We start from the raw sequence: 15,207 nt of genomic DNA, 5'->3' as shown, positions 1-15,207 counted from the left end.
GGATCGATCATCCGCCGCCCCCGGCTTGTTCAGGGCGCGCTGCTCTTCTCCGCAGGCGTGGCCTGCCCGGCCACCTGGCCGCCCAGGCTGCGCGAGAGGAAGGCCAGCAACCTGCTGTAGTACGCACGTTGGTTGGCAGGGGAATAGAAACCATGCCCTTCATTCTTGACGTACAGGGTTTCCACCGGCGTGCCGGCCTTCTTCAACGCAGCTTCCATGCGTTCGCTGTGCACGATCGGCGCACGTTGATCCTGGCCACCCGCGGCCAGGAATACCGGCACCCGCACCTGCGCGGCCAGATTCACCGGGGAACGCTCTGCCAGATCCTTGGGCGATCCCAGCCAGTTCCGCAGGTAGGCCAGGCCTGACTCATCGCTCTGGATGTCTCCGCGGGCGTACATCAACGGCAGGTCGTAGATGCCGACGTAGCCGGCCGCGCACTGGTACAGGCCCGGTTCGCGCACCGCCCCCATCATCGCCGCATAGGCACCGTAACTGGCGCCATAGATGCAGATGCGGTTCTTGTCGGCCACGCCCTGTTCGATCGCCCAGCGCGTGGCATCGGTGACGTCATCCTGCATCGACAGCCCCCATTGCTTTCGCGCGGCCTGCATGTGGGCCCGGCCATAGCCGGAAGAGCCGCGGAAATTCACCTGCAGTACCGCGTAACCTGCCGCCGCCAGCATCTGTGTCTCGGTGTCATAGGCGCCCTGGTCGGCAACACCGATCGGACCTCCGTGCGGCACCACCACCATCGGCAGCGCACGGGCCTCGCGGCCATGCGGGACGGTAAGGAAGCCATGCAGCGGACGCCCATCACGCGCCGTCAGGCTGATCGGACGCACCTCCGCCGCCAGCGCGGGGTCGATCCAGTCGCTGCGGCTGATCAGGTGCCGTGCACTCTTGCCAACCGTGTCATAGAGATAGAAATCGCCCGGATTGCTGCCTGACCAGGTTTCCACCAGCACCGTCTTGCCATCGCGCGTGCTGGAGGTGATGTAGACCGCTCCGCCCAGGCCGGCTTCGAGGCTGCGGTACAGGCGAGCGTCGTCCGAGGCGTCATCGAAGAATGCCGTTCGCGGCGCACTGCCAAGGAACAGGGCCCCGACCGGCACGCGGCTGCCGGGGCGCCGGATGATGCGCGCCGGGTCGGCACTCCCATCGCGCAGCACGGTGCGTCGTTCATTGCTCTGGGGGTCCCAGCTGACAATGGCATCAGGTCCATCTGCCTGCTCGACCTGCAGGTACGCCAGGCGACCATCGGCCGAGAAGCCGAGCGGCGCCTCGATGCGCTTGCTCAGGGATTCATCATTGAGCAGGACCCAGTCGCTGTTGCTGCCCGTGCGGTAGTAGAGCTTCTGCGTGCCATCGGTAACGACAGCGCGTGCGAAACGCACCTCGCCCTGCTCATCGGTCGTGAAGTCCGCATCGGGAATGGGAGCGCGCGCCACGGCGTTGCGGCGACCGGTGATCACGTCCATGCGCTCGACCTGCGCATGCGAACTGCCGACCAGCGGGATCACCGTCACCAGCGCGTTGCGGTCATCGTCCTTGAGCTCATCACTGAGGTAGGCGGCCACCAGGCCTGCCGGCTTGACCTTGATGTTGGTGCCCAGGCTCTGGTCGGCAACCCGGTACCCCACCAGCAGCTCGCCGCCCTTGCCGTTGGCATTGATACCGAACAGTTCGCCGGTCGGCGTCGGCCGGTCCAGCACGCCGAACTTCTGTGCCATGCCCACCAGCAGCCGCTCGTTGCTGACCCAGTCGAAGGTGTGGGCGTGATCGTTGCGGGGCGGGCGGAAGCTGCCGACCATCTTCATGTCGGCAATGCGGTAGATCGCCAATGCGGTTCCCGCCTCCAGCGGAACCGTCGCGGCGATGTACTCGCCCCCTGGTGAAATCTTGATGTCGGTAAACGACTCCTGCCGCAGATAGCGATCCAGGTCCAGCGTTGCGGCCGATGCCCCACCCACAACCGCGCTCAACAGTACAGCCAGCACAATCCTGCGCATCCTTCCCCCATGGAAAACCGGACACCCTGTCCGGATGCACGATTCTAGGCACGTGACCGTTTGCCGCGCCACATCAGCAGAAAAAACGACGGCACCGTTGCCGGTGCCGTCGTTACCACTACCTTGGAGAGAGAGTCAGGACGTGGGTTCGGGGGGCGTGCGCCGGGTCAGTGGACCCCGCGCACCGCCAACGTAAGGGCCAGGATGCTGAGGATCACGGCGATGGTGCCGTCGAGCACGCGCCAGGTACTGGGCTTGGTGAACAGCGGCGCCAGCAGGCGTGCGCCCAGGCCCTGCGCGGTCAGCCACAGGCAGCTGGCAGTCACCACACCGGCGGCGAAGGCCATGCGGGCGTTGCCGAAGTTCTCGGCGATCGAGCCGATCACCATCATGTCCAGCCAGAAGTGCGGGTTGATCAGCGAGAAGCCGACCGCAGCCATCAGCACCGCGCGGCGGCTGCCGTCGTCGCTGTCAGCCTCGCCCATGCCGCCGCCACCGGCAATCGCACGGCGTGCCGACTTCATGGCGTACCAGGCCAGGAACGCCACGCCCGTCCACAGCACGGCGGTGGTCAGCCACGGCAGCGCCGAAGTGAGCGTGCGTAGGCCAGCCACGCTGGCAAAGATGAAGATCGCATCGATGGCCGCACAGGTGGCAACCACCGGCACGATGTGCTTGCGCAGGATGCCCTGGCGCAGAATGAAGGCGCTCTGGGCCCCGACCACGGCGAACAGGCCGATGCCGGTAGCTGCACCAGAGAACCAGGCACCGAGGCCGGTGCTGGCGGAGATGACCGAGAACATGGGATTCACTGCCTTTGCTTGCTTGGGGGGACGGTGCCTCGCGAAGGCGGACAGCACCGGAACGGGCGCCATTGTCGCGCCGCAACATGAAAAAGACTAGCTAAACTTCCTAAACCAACATTAGCGGAACTTAATTCGATGCGTATCGACCATGCCCAGCTGCGCGCCCTCGCCGCAGTGATCCGCGAAGGCAGCTTCGACCGCGCCGCGCAGTCGCTGAATGTCACGCCCTCGGCCATCTCGCAGCGGGTCAAGGCACTGGAGGATCGGGTCGGTCGCCTGCTGGTCAAGCGCGGCACCCCGGCCACCGCCACCGCCGAGGGCCAGGTGCTGGTGCAGCTGGCCGAGCAGACCGCCCTGCTCGAGCACGACGCCCTGCACCGGATGGGCCTGGCTGACGAAGACCTGCCGCAGGCCAGCATCCCGGTGGCGGTGAACCACGACAGCCTGGAAACCTGGTTCCCGCAGGCCGCCTCGCAGTTCGCACAGAGCACCGGCACCACCCTGGACCTGCGCGTGGAGGACCAGGACCACACCGTCGAACTGCTGCGCCAGGGCACGGTGCTGGGTGCGGTGACCACGCTGGACGAGCCGGTGCAGGGCTGCCAGATCCACGCGCTGGGCAGCATCCGTTACGCCGCCACCTGTACCCCCGAATTCCGCGAACGCCATTTTGCCAAGGGCGTGACCGCGCAGGCGCTGGCGCAGGCGCCGGTGCTGGTGTTCAACCGCAAGGACGAAATGCAGTCGCGCTTTGCCCGGCGCATGGCCGGCGACGACCTGCCCAGCACCGCACCGACCTGGTGGATTCCCTCCACCCGCGCCTTTGTGCAGGCCAACCTGGGCGGCATGGGCTGGACCATGAACCCGCTGCCGCTGGTCAAGCGGCACCTGGACGCCGGCCGCCTGGTCTACGTACGCCAGCGCGCGTGGGAAGACGTGCCGCTGTACTGGCAGCACTGGAAGGGCGACGTACAGACCATGGCCCTGCTGACCCGCGCGGTGCTGGACGCCTCATCAGCGCTGGTGCGGCGCAAGCGCTGAGGCAGCCCTGCAAAAAGGGGACGGAGGGGATTAAGTCGTTTAAGGCCCAAACGACATTCTGGGCAAAGACGACTTAATTCCCTCCGTCCCCTTTTTGCTCCATCCAATCTCCACGAAGTCTCCACACCGGGTCCATGCGCGATGCGGATACTGGTCGGCCGATCACTGCAAGGATGCCCTGCATGCCTGTATTCGTCCGCGATGCGCGCCCCGAAGATGCCGCCGCCTGCATCGACCTGCGCGGGCGCACCCGCGAGAACGCCTTCAGTGCCGCGCAGTTGGCGGAGCTGGGCATCACGCCGGAAAGCTGGGCGGCCGGCATCGCCCAGGGCGATTCGATCGGCCGCGTCGCCTGGGAAGGGGAGCGCATGGCCGGTTACTGCTTCGCCGACCGCGACACCGGCGAAGTGCTGGTGCTGGCCCTGCTGCCGGACTACGAAGGCCGTGGCGTCGGTCGGCAGCTGCTGCAGGAAGTGGTCAACCTGACCCGCGATGCGGGCCATACCCGGCTGTTCCTGGCGTGCTCGGCCGACCCGCGTTCGCGCTCGCATGGCTTCTACCGGCGCCTGGGCTGGCGCCCGACCGGGGAGATCGATGAGGCCGGTGACGAGATTCTGGAGCTGGTCTGATTGAAGGCGTCGCCAGGCATGGCCTGGCGCTACTGGGGCTACAATCGCCAGGCTTGGGCCCGCCGCTCACGTGACGGGGCCGCGAAACGACGGATGCTGCGTTGCATCAAAAACGGACCGGATCCGGTTAGAATCGCGGATGGATGGCGCAAGGCGTTGTTTCTTCACGCCCTTTCCCTGCCCCACGCGCATCCTGACCCCTTCCCCTCCGCCAACGATCCCGCCCCCATGAAGAAATTTGGCAAGGCCCTGCTCGCCCTGCTCGTGCTGCTGTTGCTGGCCGCCGCGCTGTTCCTGTACTGGCCGCTGACCCAGCGCTCGGTGCCCGCCGCCAGCAACGACAAGCCCGTCGACGTGGTACTGGTCGGCGCCGGCATCATGAGCATCACCCTGGCCACCTACCTGCAGGAACTGCAGCCGGACTGGAACATCCAGGTCTACGAACGCCTCGACGGCGTCGCCGGTGAAAGCTCCGACGGCTGGAACAACGCCGGCACGGGCCACTCGGCCTTCGCCGAACTGAACTACACCCCCGAACTGCCCGACGGCAGCATCGAGACCAAGCGCGCGGTCGGCATCGCCGAATCGTTCGAGGTCTCGCGCCAGTTCTGGTCGCACCAGGTGAAGGAAGGCCGCCTGAGCCAGCCCAGCGACTTCATCAACCCGACCCCGCACATGAGCTTCGTCTGGGGCGATGACAACGTCGCCTACCTGCACAAGCGCCAGCAGGCCCTGGTGAAGAACCCGCTGTTCTACGGCATGCAGTACTCCGAGGATCCGGCACAGATCAAGCAGTGGGCACCGCTGCTGATGGAAGGCCGTGACCCGAAGCAGAAGGTCGCCGCGACCTGGATGCCGCTGGGCACCGACGTCAACTTCGGTGTGATCACCCGCCAGCTGACCACCGGCCTGCAGCGCAGCCCGAACTTCAGCCTGCACCTCAACCACGAAGTGAGCGCACTGCGGCAGAACGCTGACAAGAGCTGGAACGTGACGGTGAAGGACCTCAAGGCCGGAACCGAGTCCACCACCCACGCCCGCTTCGTGTTCATCGGTGCCGGTGGCGCCGCGCTGAAGCTGCTGCAGATGTCCGGCATTCCGGAATCGAAGGACTACGCCGGCTTTCCGGTCGGTGGCCAGTTCCTCGCCTTCCAGGGCCAGGACGTGACCTCGCGCCACGGTGTGAAGGCCTACGGCATGGCCGAAACCGGTTCGCCGCCAATGTCGGTGCCGCACCTGGATGCGCGCAAGCTGGACGGCAAGCCGGTGGTCCTGTTCGGGCCGTTCGCGCTGTACAGCACCAAGTTCCTCAAGCACGGCTCGTGGTGGGACCTGTACTCCTCGGTCACCCACAACAACGTTGGCCCGATGCTGGAAGTGGGCAAGGACAACCTGGACCTGGTGCAGTACCTGATGGCCCAGGCACGCCTGAACGATGCCGATCGCCAGGCCGAACTGGTCAAGTACTTCCCCAATGCCAAGCCGGGCGACTGGAAGCTGGTCACCGCCGGCCAGCGCGTGCAGATCATCAAGCGTGATCCGCTGAAGGGCCCGGTGCTGCAGTTCGGTACCGAGATCGTGACCGACAAGGACCACACCATCGCCGCCCTGCTCGGTGCCTCGCCGGGTGCATCGACCTCGCCGCCGATCATGCTGGACCTGATGGCCAAGGCCTTCCCGGACCAGATGAAGGCCGGCTGGGAAACCCGCCTGCGCGAGATCGTGCCGTCGTACGGGCGCAAGCTCAACGACAACGCCGCGCTGGTCAACGAGATCCGCACGCTGACCAGCCAGACCCTGCGCCTGCCGTACCTGGAGGTGCCGGTGGACGCCAATGCGGCGGCTCCGGACCCGGCGGTAGTGCCGGCAGCGGTTCCGGCACCAACCAAGGAAAAGCGCAACGCCAATGAGGAACTGCAGGCGCTGTAAGCCTGGCAGATTCCCTGCAGCAGACACGGACGGCCACCTTCGGGCGGCCGTTCGCGTTTGGGCCGCTCCCTGCTGCAGAAAGCGATGCCCGGCGCCGGGAATCCTATGCACAATGACGCGAATTGTAATGTTGTTAAGAATTATTTACATTTGCGCACTGCGCAGTGACCGCGCCCCTCCCAGATGGACCTGATGTGCCCGAAGCCGCCGCCCCGGGTGCTGGACGACTGTTGCCGCCCCCTTCCCGTCTCCGAGCTTCGAACCCACCATGTCCCTGACGTTCCGTAACCGCCTGCCCCGCCGTGCGCTGCTGCCGGCTGCCCTGCTCTCTTCGCTCGCGCTGGTCGCGTCTCCGGCGTTCGCCGAGGCCGCCGCCGATGCATCCGATGCCAAGACCCTGGACCGGGTCAGCGTCCGTGCCAAGCAGTCCGCTCCGCCATCCAGCACCACCCGCCTGCCGATCACACTGCAGGAAACCCCGCAGTCGGCCACTGCGATCAGCCTGAAGCGCCTGCAGGACGAATCGCTGTTCAGCATCAACGACGTGATGCGCAACGTCACCGGCGTCAGCGTGTCCTTCTATGACACCCAGCGCCCGCTGTACTACGCACGCGGCTTCGCCATCACTGACTTCCAGGTCGACGGCATCCCGACCTACAGCGGTTCCACCAACCAGGAATACGACACCGCTTTCTACGACCGTATCGAAGTGATCCGCGGTGCCAACGGCCTGCTCAGCGGCGCCGGCGTGCCGTCGGCCACCGTCAACCTGCTGCGCAAGCGGCCGGGCAAGGAGTTCGATGCCTCGTTCGCGATCAGCGCCGGCAGCTGGGACTATCGGCGCATGGAGGCGGACGTGACCGCGCCGCTGACCGATGACGGCCGTTTCCGCAGCCGCGTGGTCGCCGCCTATACCGATCGTGGCCTGTATTACGACCGCTACGACGAGAACAAGATGGCCGGCATGGCGGTGCTGGAAGGCGACGTCACCGACAGCACGACGATCACCCTCGGTTACCAGAGCCAGGACAACAATCCGACCGGCTCGACCTGGGGCACCGTGCCGTTCTTCGACAACCAGGGCAATTTCGCGCACCTGCCGCGCTCGACCAACCTGTCGCCGAAGTGGAGCTACTGGAAGCGCGAGAGCAACACTGCCTTCGCCAACCTGGAACAGCGCTTCGGCGACAACTGGCTGTTGAAGATCAACACCGCCTACACCCGCGGCAACGTTCAGAATGTGCGCCTGTACGGCACCGGCGAGCCGGACCCGGTGACCGGCTCGGGCATCTTCCTGCGCGCGGCCGCCGGTGATTCGAAGGACACCCGGCGCAACGTCGATGCCTACCTGACCGGCAGCTTCGATCTGTTCGGCCGCGACCACGACCTCACCGTGGGGGCGCAATGGTCGGACCTGGAAGGCACGACAAATACCCTGGCACTGAACTTCCCGGCCGACTGGGCAACGTGTGTCAGCGCCACGGGTGCACGCGAACGCTGCTACTACATTCCCAACGTGTACAGCTGGAACGGCGATATCTCCGAGGTCACCTACCGCCGTACCGGCGCGCGCCGCATGGCCAAGACCACGCAGAGTGGCGTCTATCTTGCCACCCGCCTGCGCCTGGCCGATCCGCTGTCGCTGATTGCCGGCGCACGCCTGAGCCGCTGGGAAACCCTCAGCCGCTCCTACAACGCCGCAGGCGCCTACACCGGCACCAGCGGTGCATACAAGGTGAGTGATGAAGTCACCCCGTACGTGGGCCTGGTCTACGACATCACGCCGAACGTCTCGGCGTACGCCAGCTACACCGAGATCTTCAACCCGCAGAACTTCAAGGACCGCAACGAGAACCTGCTGGCGCCAGTACAGGGCTCGAACCTGGAAGCAGGCATCAAGACGCAGTGGCTCGATGGCCGCCTGACTGCCAATGCCGCGGTGTTCGAGGCCAAGCAGGACAACTACGCGGTGCGTGACATGAGCGTGCCGGACGGTTCGCTGAGCGATGGCACCTCCGCCTACATCGGGATCAACGGCACCAAGGCGCGCGGCTGGGAGATGGACGTCAACGGCGAGATCCTGCCGGGCTGGATGGTCAATGCCGGCTACACCCACGTCAAGGTCACCCGCGCCGCCACCGATCTGCTGTACGCCAACCCGCCGAAGGATCTGTTGCAGCTCAACACCCAGCTGCAGCTGCGCGGTGCGCTGGAACGCCTGAGCGTTGGCGGTGGCGTGCAGTGGCAGAGCAAGGTGCAGGGCTACAACATCGCCTACCCGCTGGGCGGCACGGTGACGGTGAACCAGCCGGCCTACATGCTGGTGCAGTTCAACGCCAACTACCGCATCAGCGACAACTGGACGGCAACCCTGAGCGTGCGCAACGCACTGGACAAGACCTACTGGGCGAACCTGGACTACAACAACTTCGGCGAACCGCGCTTCGTAGCGGCCAGCCTGCGCTGGAAGTTCTGAGCCACCAGAAACGGTAGTGCCGGCCGCTGGCCGGCTCCAAGCGATGCATCGATGACGCGGAGCCGGCCAGCGGCCGGCACTACCCCGATCGATGCGGGTCATCCTCCATTTCAATCTGAATGGGCCCGCCTTCGCGCGGGCCCTTCTTTTTGCTGCAGTGCGGGTTGCATGCCCGACTGTAATTATGCCGTAATTACATCGACACCAATCGGAAGCCGGTCGATGAACCCGAGCTGGGATACGTTGGAACGCAGCCGCCAGGCCCGCCTGGAACGTGCCGCGCCGTGGGCCCGGGGACGTGAGGTCGCCGCCACCGACGTGGGCGAGCTGCTGCACGCACTGCTGGAGCCAGGCGACAAGGTCTGCCTGGAAGGCAACAACCAGAAGCAGGCCGACTTCCTCGCCCAGTGCCTGGCTGACCTCGATCCCGCGCGGGTGCATGACCTGCACATGGTGCAGTCGGTGCTGTCGCTGCCCTCGCACCTGGATGTGTTCGAACGCGGCATCGCCTCGAAACTGGACTTCTCGTTCTCCGGCCCGCAATCGGTGCGGCTGGCCAACCTGGTGGCCGAAGGGCGCATCCAGATCGGTGCCATCCACACCTACCTGGAACTGTTCGGCCGCTACTTCATCGACCTCACGCCCCGCGTAGCGCTGGTCGCCGCGCAGGCCGCCGATCGCCACGGCAACCTCTATACCGGCCCCAACACCGAAGACACCCCGGTCATCGTCGAGGCCACCGCGTTCGGTGGCGGCATCGTCATCGCCCAGGTCAACGAGATCGTCGACACCCTCCCCCGCGTCGACATCCCTGCTGACTGGGTCAACTTCGTGGTGCAGGCGCCGAAGCCGAACCACATCGAGCCGCTGTTCACCCGCGACCCGGCGCAGATCTCCGAGATCCAGGTGCTGATGGCGATGATGGCGATCAAGGGCATCTACGCCGAGTACGGCGTGAACCGCCTCAACCATGGCATCGGCTTCGACACCGCGGCCATCGAGCTGCTGCTGCCGACCTACGCCGAATCGCTCGGGCTGAAGGGAAAGATCTGCCAGCACTGGGCGCTCAATCCACACCCCGCACTGATTCCGGCGATCGAATCGGGCTTCGTCAAATCGGTGCATTCGTTCGGTTCCGAACTGGGCATGGAGAAGTACATCGCCGCACGCAGCGATGTGTTCTTCACCGGTGCCGATGGCTCGATGCGCTCCAACCGCGCGTTCTCTCAGACCGCCGGCCTGTATGCCTGCGACATGTTCATCGGTTCCACCCTGCAGATCGACCTGCAGGGCAACAGCTCCACCGCCACGCGCGACCGCATCGCCGGCTTCGGTGGCGCACCGAACATGGGCTCCGATGCACGTGGCCGCCGCCATGCCAGCGAGGCCTGGGTCAAGGCCGGCCAGCAGTCCGCACGCCCCGGTGAGATGCCGCGTGGCCGCAAGTTGGTGGTGCAGATGGTTGAAACCTTCCGCGAACACATGGCACCGGCCTTCGTCGATCGGCTGGACGCCTGGGAGCTGGCCGAGCGCGCGGACATGCCGCTGCCACCGGTGATGATCTATGGCGACGACGTCAGCCATGTACTGACCGAAGAAGGCATCGCCAACCTGCTGCTGTGCCGCACCCCTGAAGAGCGCGAACAGGCGATCCGCGGCGTGTCCGGCTATACCGCCGTGGGCATGGGGCGCGACCGCGCGATGGTGGAGAACCTGCGCGACCGCGGCGTGATCCGCCGTCCCGATGACCTCGGCATCTCAGTGCGCGATGCCAGCCGTGACCTGCTTGCGGCGCGTTCGGTGAAGGACCTGGTGCGCTGGTCCGGCGGCCTGTACGACCCGCCCAAGCGCTTCCGCAACTGGTAAGGGGCTGAGCATGGAAACCCTCGACTATCGATTCGAAGGACACACGGCGGTGCAGTTTCCGCGCGATGCAGTGCTGGTGGGCGTACTGGCCTCGGGCAACCTGGAAATCCTGCTGGAACCGGCCGCACTGGACGGCGCGATGACGGTGCGCATCATCACCGCCGCGCAGGGCTTTGGCCGCGTCTGGGAGGCGGTGATCGGTGATTTCGCACAGCGCCATCCACTGCGCGATGTAAGCGTCTCGATCAACGATGCCGGCGCAACCCCGGCGGTAGTCAGCCTGCGCCTGAACCAGGCGGTGGAAACCCTGCTTGCTGGAGATCCACGATGAACCGGACGCAGCGCCACAGTTACTACGAAGCCGATGCACGCGAGCGCATCGCCGGGCTGATCGACGCCGGCTCGTTCCGTGAATTCCTCGGCCCGGCGCGGCGGATGATGAGCCCGCACCTGGCACAGCTCGACCAGCCCGCGGCGTTCGACGACGGCATCGTTGTCGGCGAAGCCACACTGCGCGGCCGACGCGTGCTGCTGGCCGCACAACAGGGTGAATTCATGGGCGGCGGCGTGGGCGAGGTGCACGGCGCCAAGTTGACCGGGCTGCTGCACCGTGCAGCGGAAACCCGACCTGACGGTGTGCTGCTGCTGCTCGATACCGGTGGCGTGCGCCTGCACGAAGCCAATGCAGGGCTCATCGCCATTTCCGAGATCATGCGCGCCACGCTGGATGCGCGCGCTGCAGGCGTCCCCGTGGTCGCGCTGATCGGCAGCGGCAACGGCGCATTCGGTGGCATGGGCATCGTCGCCCGCTGCTGCAGCACGGTGGTCATGTCCGAGGAAGGCCGGCTGTCACTGTCCGGGCCGGAAGTAATCGAGACCGTGCGTGGTGTGGAAGAGTTCGATTCCCGCGATCGCGCGCTGGTCTGGCGCGTAACGGGAGGCAAGCACCGCTACCTGATCGACCAGGCACAGGTGCTGGTGCCCGATGCCATCGAGGCGTTCGCGCAAGCTGCCAGCAATGCGCTGCAGCCCGATACCAGCAGCACCGATCCAGATACTGCACTGGCCGCGCTGCAGGAACGCCATGCGGCACTGAAGGCGCGCGTGCAGGCCTGGGGCGATTGCCGCGATGGCCTGGAGATCTGGGCGCGGCTGGGTATCACTACCCCCGAGCGACTGCCGCTGCTCGACACCGATGCGTTCCTCATCGCCACCGCCGACCGGAGCCTGCCATGAGCATGCCGCTGCAGACCCTGCTCGATGCCCTGTTCCCACATGGGCATGCCATTGCCGTGAACGATTCGGTGCTGACCGGCAGCGCCACCACCGAGGATGGCGAGGTGACCGTGATCGGTACCGCCGACAAACTCGAAGTCGGCGTGGACCACGCATTGGCACTGGCCGAAACCGTGCTTGCCAGCACCGCCGCGCATCCCCAGCGACCGATCGTGATGCTGGTGGACACCGCTGGCCAGCGCCTGGCGCGGCGCGACGAACTGCTTGGCATCAACGGCTGTTTCGCGCATCTGGCACAGACGCTGGATCTCGCGCGTCGACGTGGCGCGCGGCTTGTCACGCTGGTCTATGGTGAATCCGTCAGTGGCGGCTTCCTCTCATTCGGCCTGATGGCCGACCACATCCACGCCCTGCCCGATGCACAGGTGCGGGTGATGGACCTGCGCGCGATGGCGCGGGTGACCAAGCAACCGCTGGAGAAACTGCAGGCACTCAGCCAGACCTCGCCGGTGTTCGCGCCGGGCGTGGAGAACTACGTGGCGATGGGTGCGGTGGAATCGCTATGGGAGGGCGATCTTGCCCAGCACCTGCTGCAGGCGCTGCGCACGCCCGCCGAAGGCGACCTGCGTGCCGCACGCGGCGCACATCGCGGCGGCCGTGCCCTGGCGGCAGGGGTTTCATCTGCGGTGGCCCACGGCGATGCCTGAGCGGCCCGCCCGCCACACGCTGGCCTGGCTGTCGGCCGATGCCGACTGGCGGGCTGACGTGACTGCACAGGAACCACGTCTGGCAGCGTGGTTCGCGCAGGGCCTGCCGGCCATGGTGGCGCGCTGTGCGGCGGACGACCCCGACCCTCGGCTGCGCCTGGGGGTACCGCTACCGCCAAGCGAAGGCAAGCAACGACTGGCGCTGCGCGTGGCCCTGCAGGACGTCCAGCAGCTGCAGCCTTCCCCTGCCTTGGATCACGTTCTCGCCGGCGGCGTTCCGGCGGATTGGCAGGCGGCGTTGCAGGCAATGCTGCGGCTTGCACCAGCCCGCGTATTCGGCGCCTTCGCATGGCAGCACCTCACCGGACTGTCCTATGTGCACCCGCGCTCGGACATCGACCTGCTGTGGCAGGTGGATGACGCGCGCCAGGCCGACCTGCTGGTCGAACGCCTGCAGCACTGGGAAAGCGCCTATGGGCATCGCGTGGATGGCGAACTGTGCCTGGTGGATGGTGGCGCGGTGAACTGGCGCGAATACGCCGGTCGCAGCCGCGAAGTACTGGTCAAACGCATTGATGGTGCCGCTCTGGAACTGCGCGAGGCCGTGTTCAACGCCACTGGAGTTGTCGCATGAACGCTGTCGTGCAGCGCGTCGCCCGGTCCACCCCGGCGGTGGACAGCGCGCGCCTGGGGCGCCTTGCCATCGCCAGCCTGCACGCCGAACTGGCCCTTGCCCCCAAACCGGGACTGGTTACACCGTTCGATCGCGGCAGCCACCACGACATGGATGCCGGCACCTTCCTGCGCAGCCTGTTCGCGTTGCGCCACTATTTCATCGCCGTGGCCGACGCCGGTGCCAGCGCGGCGCCGTTCCAGACGCTGCGGCGGCATGGCATCGCCGCCGAGATATCGATGCTGCATGCCACTGCGGGCATCAACACCCATCGCGGTGCGATCTTCAGCCTTGGCCTGCTGGTGGCCGCGTCCGCTGCCTGCTGGGGCCGCGCGGGCCGTGTCGCCGCAGCCGAGCAGGTCTGCCAGGAAGTGCGCCGTTGGGCGCCCGAGCTCGCCGACGCGCCTCTGGATGCGAACAGCCCTGGCCAACGCGCGCGTGCACGGCACGGCGTGCAAGGTGTGCGCGAACAAGCGGTTGCCGGCTACCCGCTGCTGCGCGAAGTGGCACTGCCTGCCCTGCGCCACGCACTGGCCAGCGGCGTGCCACGCGAGGCCGCGATGTGCCAGACCCTGATGCAGCTGATCGCGTGCGTGGATGACCTCAACCTGCTGCACCGGGGCGGCGCCGACGGCCTGCGCTGGGCCCAGCGGCAGGCACGCACCTTCCTGGACGCCGGTGGCACCTTCGCGCCGGACTGGCAGGTACATCTGCGTCGCATCGGTGACGGCTTCGTCATGCGCCGGCTGAGCCCGGGCGGCAGCGCAGACCTGTTGGCCTGCAGCGTGTTCCTGCTGCAGCAGGAGCAGGCATGAGCCTGGCCCTGCTCTGCCCTGGCCAAGGCGCGCAGCACGCGGCGATGTTCGATCGCGTGCGCGATCTGGCTGCCGCGCGGCCGGTGCTCGATGCCACGAGCGAACTGCTCGGCCGCGATGTATTCGCTGCTGCGGCGGCCGACGACCGCTTCGACAATGTGCGGGCGCAACCACTGCTGTGCGCAGCAAGCCTGGCGCATTGGCAGGGCCTGCGCGAGGTATTGCCAACGCCGACGGTAATCGCGGGTTACAGCATCGGCGAGCTGGCCGCACATGCCATCGCCGGCGGCGTCGATGCGGCCACCTGCCTTGCCCTGGCTGCGCAGCGCGCGCTGTTGATGGACAGCGCCAGCCCCGCCGATGCAGGCCTGCAGGCAGTGCTTGGCCTGGAACGCCATGTACTGCAGCCGCTGTGCGATCTGCACGGAGCGCATGTGGCCATCGCCAACGGGCAGGACCATTTCATCGTGGGCGGCACGCACGCCTCATTGCAGCGGCTGGCCGATGCCGCGCGGCCGCAGGGTGCGGACATCCGTCCACTGCCGGTGCACGTGCCTGCACACACACCGTTGCTGGCAGCGGCGGTCGCACCGTTCGCTGCCGCACTCGACGCCTCGCCACTGCAGGCCCCACGCCTGCCGCTGCTGGCGGGCATCGATGCGCGACCGGTGCGGGATCGCGCAACGGCAGTCCACACGCTGTCGGCGCAGCTCGCGCAGACCATCGAATGGACGCAGGTGATGCGCCAGGCCTTCGAGCGTGGCGCGCGGGTATTCCTGCAGCTGGGCCCGGGCAACGCATTGGCGCGCATGGTCGCGCCGGCCTATCCGTGCTGCGAGGTGCGCGCGGTGGAAGAGTTCCAGAGCCTTGAAGGCGCCGCGGCCTGGGTCCGCAGCGCGCTGGAGCGGCTGCAGTAACGGGTTCGAGCAGTACGTATCACGCAACACGCAGTACGTCGCCTTACCCCGGGATGGCGGGTCTCCATCCGCGCTGTACGTGAGTCACGTGTCTGGGAGG

13 protein-coding genes are annotated in these 15,207 nt (G+C 66.7%); 11 read left to right on the top strand and 2 right to left on the bottom strand.

What is annotated here, in order from left to right:
• Window positions 1–29 precede the first annotated feature (29 nt).
• Both ACZLHH_RS05790 and ACZLHH_RS05785 read right to left on the bottom strand, forming a co-directional pair.
• Window positions 30–2,012 carry an alpha/beta hydrolase family protein gene (locus ACZLHH_RS05790; RefSeq protein WP_180844979.1) on the bottom strand — a complete coding sequence of 661 codons (1,983 nt, stop codon included), beginning with the start codon at window positions 2,010–2,012 and terminating at the stop codon, window positions 30–32.
• Between the two features lie 167 nt (window positions 2,013–2,179).
• Window positions 2,180–2,815: a LysE/ArgO family amino acid transporter gene (locus tag ACZLHH_RS05785; RefSeq protein ID WP_005408523.1), complete on the bottom strand. Its 636-nt coding sequence runs from the start codon at window positions 2,813–2,815 to the stop codon at window positions 2,180–2,182.
• Between the two features lie 138 nt (window positions 2,816–2,953).
• Between ACZLHH_RS05785 and ACZLHH_RS05780 the strand changes: the two genes are divergently transcribed.
• The 11 genes from ACZLHH_RS05780 to mdcH all read left to right on the top strand — a co-directional run bounded on the left by ACZLHH_RS05780 (window position 2,954) and on the right by mdcH (window position 15,107).
• The gene (locus ACZLHH_RS05780) at window positions 2,954–3,859 is read left to right on the top strand and encodes a LysR family transcriptional regulator ArgP (protein WP_010483397.1); all 906 of its coding nucleotides are present in this window, start codon (window positions 2,954–2,956) and stop codon (window positions 3,857–3,859) included.
• Between the two features lie 182 nt (window positions 3,860–4,041).
• Entirely contained in the window at window positions 4,042–4,488 is a 447-nt protein-coding gene (locus ACZLHH_RS05775; RefSeq protein WP_180844978.1) for a GNAT family N-acetyltransferase, read from the top strand.
• A gap of 228 nt (window positions 4,489–4,716) precedes the next feature.
• Window positions 4,717–6,417, top strand: coding sequence for a malate dehydrogenase (quinone) (gene mqo, locus ACZLHH_RS05770; protein ID WP_180844977.1), 1,701 nt, complete (start codon window positions 4,717–4,719; stop codon window positions 6,415–6,417).
• A 268-nt stretch (window positions 6,418–6,685) separates the two neighbouring features.
• On the top strand, window positions 6,686–8,893 hold the full coding sequence (locus ACZLHH_RS05765) for a TonB-dependent siderophore receptor (protein ID WP_180844976.1): 2,208 nt from the start codon (window positions 6,686–6,688) through the stop codon (window positions 8,891–8,893).
• Window positions 8,894–9,115: 222 nt separating this feature from the next.
• On the top strand, window positions 9,116–10,759 hold the full coding sequence (gene mdcA / locus ACZLHH_RS05760) for a malonate decarboxylase subunit alpha (protein ID WP_049461785.1): 1,644 nt from the start codon (window positions 9,116–9,118) through the stop codon (window positions 10,757–10,759).
• A gap of 10 nt (window positions 10,760–10,769) precedes the next feature.
• Entirely contained in the window at window positions 10,770–11,090 is a 321-nt protein-coding gene (gene mdcC / locus ACZLHH_RS05755; RefSeq protein ID WP_049461786.1) for a malonate decarboxylase acyl carrier protein, read from the top strand.
• Window positions 11,087–11,995: a biotin-independent malonate decarboxylase subunit beta gene (locus tag ACZLHH_RS05750; RefSeq protein ID WP_049461787.1), complete on the top strand. Its 909-nt coding sequence runs from the start codon at window positions 11,087–11,089 to the stop codon at window positions 11,993–11,995. The genes mdcC and ACZLHH_RS05750 overlap by 4 nt, the downstream gene beginning before the upstream one ends.
• Window positions 11,996–11,997: 2 nt before the next feature.
• On the top strand, window positions 11,998–12,702 hold the full coding sequence (mdcE, locus tag ACZLHH_RS05745; RefSeq protein WP_049461807.1) for a biotin-independent malonate decarboxylase subunit gamma: 705 nt from the start codon (window positions 11,998–12,000) through the stop codon (window positions 12,700–12,702).
• Complete coding sequence (gene mdcG, locus ACZLHH_RS05740; protein ID WP_049461788.1) at window positions 12,695–13,336, top strand: malonate decarboxylase holo-[acyl-carrier-protein] synthase; 642 nt, start codon at window positions 12,695–12,697, stop codon at window positions 13,334–13,336. The genes mdcE and mdcG overlap by 8 nt, the downstream gene beginning before the upstream one ends.
• On the top strand, window positions 13,333–14,190 hold the full coding sequence (mdcB, locus tag ACZLHH_RS05735) for a triphosphoribosyl-dephospho-CoA synthase MdcB (RefSeq protein WP_049461789.1): 858 nt from the start codon (window positions 13,333–13,335) through the stop codon (window positions 14,188–14,190). Before mdcG ends, mdcB begins: the two co-directional genes overlap by 4 nt.
• Window positions 14,187–15,107 carry a malonate decarboxylase subunit epsilon gene (gene mdcH, locus ACZLHH_RS05730; protein WP_049461790.1) on the top strand — a complete coding sequence of 307 codons (921 nt, stop codon included), beginning with the start codon at window positions 14,187–14,189 and terminating at the stop codon, window positions 15,105–15,107. The genes mdcB and mdcH overlap by 4 nt, the downstream gene beginning before the upstream one ends.
• Window positions 15,108–15,207: the final 100 nt, after the last annotated feature.

The organism is Stenotrophomonas sp. 28608_Sma, from assembly GCF_056486185.1.
The sequence above is the reverse complement of the archived record's forward strand: the minus strand, read 5'-3'. Positions and strand labels throughout refer to the sequence as shown.